Source organism: Shewanella sp. 11B5, from assembly GCF_002836795.1.
Classification (GTDB): domain Bacteria; phylum Pseudomonadota; class Gammaproteobacteria; order Enterobacterales; family Shewanellaceae; genus Shewanella; species Shewanella frigidimarina.
Window position 1 is genome coordinate 1 of the sequence record NZ_PJAP01000509.1, and the last position, 5,793, is coordinate 5,793.

Annotated in this window: 4 protein-coding genes; all 4 read right to left on the reverse strand. The window is 39.0% G+C overall.

The window, feature by feature from the left end; genetic code table 11:
• Positions 1-22: 22 nt before the first annotated feature.
• The 4 genes from CXF78_RS11975 to CXF78_RS11990 all read right to left on the reverse strand — a co-directional run bounded on the left by CXF78_RS11975 (position 23) and on the right by CXF78_RS11990 (position 5,280).
• On the reverse strand, positions 23-1,543 hold the full coding sequence (locus tag CXF78_RS11975) for a mannitol dehydrogenase family protein (RefSeq protein ID WP_102036918.1): 1,521 nt from the start codon (positions 1,541-1,543) through the stop codon (positions 23-25).
• 155 nt (positions 1,544-1,698) lie between these two features.
• A complete protein-coding gene (locus CXF78_RS11980) occupies positions 1,699-3,414 on the reverse strand; it encodes a purine-cytosine permease family protein (RefSeq protein WP_102036919.1) in 1,716 nt (571 codons plus the stop codon).
• A 200-nt stretch (positions 3,415-3,614) separates the two neighbouring features.
• Complete coding sequence (locus tag CXF78_RS11985; RefSeq protein WP_102036920.1) at positions 3,615-4,577, reverse strand: sugar-binding transcriptional regulator; 963 nt, start codon at positions 4,575-4,577, stop codon at positions 3,615-3,617.
• A gap of 1 nt (position 4,578) precedes the next feature.
• A complete protein-coding gene (locus tag CXF78_RS11990) occupies positions 4,579-5,280 on the reverse strand; it encodes an HAD family hydrolase (protein ID WP_102036921.1) in 702 nt (233 codons plus the stop codon).
• Positions 5,281-5,793: the final 513 nt, after the last annotated feature.

Below are 5,793 nucleotides of genomic sequence, written 5' to 3' on the forward strand. Positions count from 1 at the left end.
ATTAATATGCTATTCATAGGGCTTAACCTTTAGTTTGTAATCTTGCTTGCATAATCGATTTAATGTCACTGCCCGGTGCATATAAGGCCGTAATCGCTTGACGATAATCTTTACAGAAACTGGCTTGATTGTTTAGATCACCAAATAAATCGGTTAGCTGTAAAAACGCTAACGGATCTTGCGCTGTTCTGCTGGCAAACTCATGTAACTGTGCAGACATTTGATCGTTAATCTCTAACGCTTGCCCTTGCTGATCAACACGTTTGTCACTGTATAAACACCAGGTTGCAATCACTAATGTTGCCAATGAAGTATCACGGCCTAGTGCAATATTTTCATTAATAGAAGCAATGATAAACTTTGGTAACTTGGCTGAACTTTCGAGACAAATTCGCGCCAAACTGTCTTTAATGTTTGGGTTGGCAAAACGTTCAATTAACGTGTCTTTATATTGTGTTAAATCAATACCTTCAAGTTGCTCAATTAACGGCGTTACTTCATCGTCCATAAATTTACGTAAATAAGTTGCAAATAATGGATCGGTCACCGACTCATCAATGGTGGCAAAACCATGAATAGAACCTAATAAACCTAATACAGAATGGCCTGCATTTAATAAACGGATTTTCATTATTTCAAATGGTGTTACGTCACTGACAAATTGTGCACCAACGGTATCCAGCGCTGGACGGCCATCACTAAAGTTGTCTTCTATCACCCATTGAGTAAAGGCTTCGCACGTAATTGGCCATTCATCGTTAATGTGTAATGTGTTAGCCACATACTCGATATCCGCTTTGGTTGTTACAGGAGTTATACGATCAACCATCGCATTAGGAAACGCGACATTATCATCAATCCATTGGCCTAAATCAGCGTCGTGTTTATTCACAAACGCTAATAACATTTTACGGGTCATGTCGCCGTTATGCTGAATATTGTCACAAGACTGAATGGTAAAAGGTTTCATGCCCTTAGCTTTACGCTGTTTAAGTGCTGCCGTTAAATAACCAAATGCAGTGATAGGGTCATTAGGATTCGCCATATCATGGATAATGTCTGGATTGTTGAAATCAAACTCACCCGTTGCAGGGTTAAAGTTATAACCGCCTTCTGTAATGGTTAACGACACAATTTTAGTGTCTGAGTGAATCAGTTTATCAATCACCTGTTGTTTGTTTTCTGGTGCAAATAAAAAATCAATCATCGACCCCATCACTTGATGATCAATCTGACCATTCGGGTGACGTACCGTTAAACTGTACAGATAGTCTTGTTTCACCAACACATCACAGAGACTGCGATTAGCTTCTAACAAACCGACACCACAAATCGCCCAAGACTCAGAACCAGGCTGCTTCAACAACTCATTAATATACATAGCTTGGTGAGCTCGATGAAAACCACCAACCCCAATATGTACTATCCCAGCGGTTAACTGGCTACGGTCGTATTTTGGCACATCAACATTAGCGGGTAATGTTGACAAACTTTGTTGGTTTAACGTGTTCAGTTGAACATGTGAATCTTGAGAATGATCCATGTGGATTGTGCCTCATAAAATAATTAAACAATATGGATGGTTGTGTTATCTAATGAATAACACGGCTAACTCAAAGCAAATGCTTCATTAATATTAATATCATTAGCCTTAAGCTATTAAGATTAGCCATTAATCTTGAGTTATTAATACTGCGATTACGAGTTTATTTTCTTATGTCGTTTCAGAGCAATGTATGAACAACTAAAATAAATTATCGTACAAACAAAACAAACCGTTTCAAATAAAGACTTATTCTCTGCATAGATTGTCATTGTTGGGCTATAAAACATCACTTTCGCAGCCAGTAGGCTAATAACCACTAAAGAGATTACCGCAAAGCTATTTAATAACTTAGTGAGTTTGCTGCAATCTTCAACATGAGGCTTATCGTCTTTAGCCATTTCATCTTGATACTCTGTTATTTGTTGCTGTTCTTTCTCATCTAGTAATATAGCGTCTGTATAATCTAAATCGGCACCATACTTTTTAGCTAAGACGGTATAAATTATAATAGTGAATATCCACGTTGGAATAAATAAGTAATAGAATGAAATAATATCAAGACTATTTAAACCAAACCCGAATACTAACGCTAATGCCCAAGATGCAATTGCCGGTGTGCTTTTTGACAGTTTTTGATATTTAGCCCAATAGCGGGTTAAGCCAATCTTAGGGAATAACACGTGCTCAGCAAATACAATCCCACCCACTGGTACAACTAAAAGACCGGCATACGTCAGTAACGGTAGCATCTGCGAAAACACAAATGGGAAACACGCTATCACGACAGTGACTAAGCCCACTATGGCGGTGGTACGTTCACGAGAATGATTAACAAATATTGACTGCGCGGCAAGGCCTGCACGGTATAAATTGGCGTTAGCCGTTGTCCAACCAGCGATAATGATAATCACAAAGCCTGAAAAACCTAAGGCATGGTAAGCAACATCACCTGGATCGAGTTGGGTAATAGTGGTTTTTAATAGTACAGCGGTACCTGCCCCCATAATACCAGCAGAAATCCATGCTAAGTAGTGACCGAAGAACATACCAACACCTGAAATCAAACCATAACTTTTACGCTTTGCGAAGCGGAAAATAGCCATGTCAATCAAACCGAAGTGAGTAATTGAGTTAGCAGCCCACGCAAAGCCTATCACTTCAAGTAAACCAATACCGGGTTCACCTTTGTCATTTAATCCAGTCCAAATTGAGCTGTCACCTATGGTCATGAAGTCTTGCCAGCCCGTTAATGTGGTACTGCCAATAACATGATTTGATAACACTGGGAATAAGGTAAATGAACCCGCAATAAAGATAACAAATAACCACGGCGCACAAATTTTAGAAAAGTCAGCCACGGTAGAGAAACCATACATGGCAACCACAACGACGATAGATCCTACCGCTAATACTATCATCACAAACCATAGACTGCTAGGGTACCAATTTAATTGTGCCGGAATGTCGAATAAGAAACGAACGGCTGTGGACGATACTGTGATCATCGCTGCGGATATCACCGAGAAGATAATCACATTAGCCCAGTTATAGAGCTTGGTCATCGAGTCGCCGGCAATCTTATTTAAATAGTTATATAAACTGAGTCGAGTTTCAACAGCAATCGGTGCCGTTAATAACCACCACGAACACATCGCCAATAGATTACCAATTAATAGTCCAAGTAATATATCAATGGTTGAGGCACCTAGAGCAACAAAAGTGGCACCAATAACGAACTCTGTCGCGGCAACATGCTCCCCAGCATATAAACCTGCAAAGTGTTTCCAACCATGTAATTTATTTTTAGCTACAGGCAGCTGCTCTTCATTCGTTTGTTTGAATGAAGCCTCATGTTGACTTATTGTCATTGTTTTTATATTCCTATTTAGAAAATAAGTAAAACCCTCACCAAAAATCGATGATAAAGTGATACTGTCTTTCCTTTACTGACTATTTATTATTTCTATTGAGTTGAAATAATAACCCCATTTATATTCATATTATTTTTATAAAATATTTACTTGTTGTTGATCTAACTTAAATTCCAAGAATAAGTTTATTTAATCATTCATTTTAGTTTTGCTAATATTCTTTCGGCTGTATATTCATTGGTTATCAATGAATTAATTAAGCGACCTTGCAATGCTGAAAATATAGCATCAACTTTATGTTGGCCAGCAGCAATACCGTAAACAGGCTTATTTGAATCAATCCTTAACGGTGAGCTCATCACTAATTGATTCATTGAATGATCGAGTAACTGCCCTTGCTGGTTGTACACCCAACTGATGATTTCACCAGTGGCATTGTCATTAATTAACTCGGTTAACTGTGGCTGATTAATGAAACCATCGAGCAATAATGGTGACTCTGCGCCCATGTGCCCTATTCCTACAAAAGTGGCATCTGCTTGTTTAACTAATTCAAAAATACTTTTTACCGGGGCTAAGTCATGCAATAACTGCTTTTCCGCCACTGAAGTAGCAATAACGGGTAACGGCATAGGGTAATGTTTAGCCTGCACTCGATTAGCCATACTGACCACGATATCAAATGCTGATGCAGAACCGTCTAACATCATATTGCCTAATAGCGACACTATTTTATGTTGCGGACATTGCATCGAAGGTAACTCATCAATACAAGCTTTGAGTGCTCGTCCGGTACCAAAGGCTAGAGTTTTAGGCTGTTCAGATTTTAAGTACCGCTCTAATACACCTGCGCCACATTGCGCTAAACCATGCACGGAACTGTCGTCAGCAGGATCGCTGGGGACAATTTCGCATTCCAATAAATTGAAAGCTTGCGTTAACTGTTGGCCCAACTCCATACATTTAACAATGGGGTGATCTAAACGGACTTTAATTAACCCTTCACTAACCGCTAATGCGACTAAACGTTGCGCTGACTGTCTTGATACTTCTAATTTTTGGGCAATTTCATCTTGAGTATTCTTGGCGACGTAATATAACCATGCTGCTCTTGCCGCTTGCTCTAATCGCGCGAGTTCTGAATTCGACTTGCTATCCATGTTATCCCTTATATTCAGTATCAACGCATAACGCTGGCATCAGACGATTAAAATGGCGCCAATGACTTAGTACAGTTATCTCTGGATAAGCTTGTGACACTGGGTGTAACTCATCACTAACGTTATCAACTATATGACCACCGCCAATATAATGAATCACTTGCATTTTGGCGGCTACAGCTGCACTGACGCCAAAAAAGCTGTCTTCAATCACCAAACAATGTTGGGGCTCAATCCCCATGCTTTTAGCGGCATGCAAAAATAAATCAGGTGCTGGCTTACCTCGCTTAACTTCGCTGGCAGTAAAAACATTTGAACCAAACACATCCGTTAACCCTACAACTTCTAATGCTCTGGTTGTACGCGGTAAACTGCTGCTGGTTGCTATGCAATACGGTACTTTCAAGTCTGCCAATATCGATTTAATACCATCGGTTACTGTCAAATTATTTTCAAACTCAACCAATAACTGTTGACGATATTCTGCTTCAAACTGTTCAGGTAATGTAATCGCGAGCAAACGCTGTACTTTGTCGGCGACGGTGGAAAATTGACAGCCTAGAAAATGCTGTTGTACAAAAGCCATATCAATGCAGGCGCCCAATAGAGCCAGTTTATCGATTAACACTTTGGCGCTAATCACCTCACTGTCGATCACAACCCCATCGCAGTCGAATATTATTAATTGTGTATTTATGTTCATATGCTCGCCTTACTCGATCAAGTCAGATAACTCACTATATTTTACAGCCTGTTGAACTTAACACCCCAAGGTTCAATCCACCATAACAATACTTAAGCAGTCAACTAAGCTAAGTTTACACAGTAGAGTCACATCATTAATCCAACAACATTACACATTCGCACCAATACTGAGCATATGCCCTGCTGGTGAGCATATTCCCTTTTATAAATATTGATGTCAATCACAATTCTCTAATTAAATAAGCTAAACGAGCTTTAGCTATTGCTTATACACGTAGCTCAATCATAAAATGTTATTTAAATTCAATAGAATATTTTCAAAATAGTGATTCAGTCTGTTATTTCATCAATGTAATAAGTTCAAAAAACAGACTATTCCTATTGCAAAACAATTAAAAATTATCGCTTTCTCGGTTGAGACTTGTACTAGGGTAAGCGACAAGAAAATAAAGGAAGCACGGATGTCTGTATTACATTGGTGCTATAAACTGGTGTTAATGATGAACTCATA

What these genes read in the sequence shown, in the direction of transcription:
- CXF78_RS11975 (WP_102036918.1), bottom strand. Translation starts at nt 1,543, where the DNA reads ATGGATCATTCTCAAGATTCACATGTTCAACTGAACACGTTAAACCAA.
- CXF78_RS11980 (WP_102036919.1), bottom strand. Translation starts at nt 3,414, where the DNA reads ATGACAATAAGTCAACATGAGGCTTCATTCAAACAAACGAATGAAGAG.
- CXF78_RS11985 (WP_102036920.1), bottom strand. Translation starts at nt 4,577, where the DNA reads ATGGATAGCAAGTCGAATTCAGAACTCGCGCGATTAGAGCAAGCGGCA.
- CXF78_RS11990 (WP_102036921.1), bottom strand. Translation starts at nt 5,280, where the DNA reads ATGAACATAAATACACAATTAATAATATTCGACTGCGATGGGGTTGTG.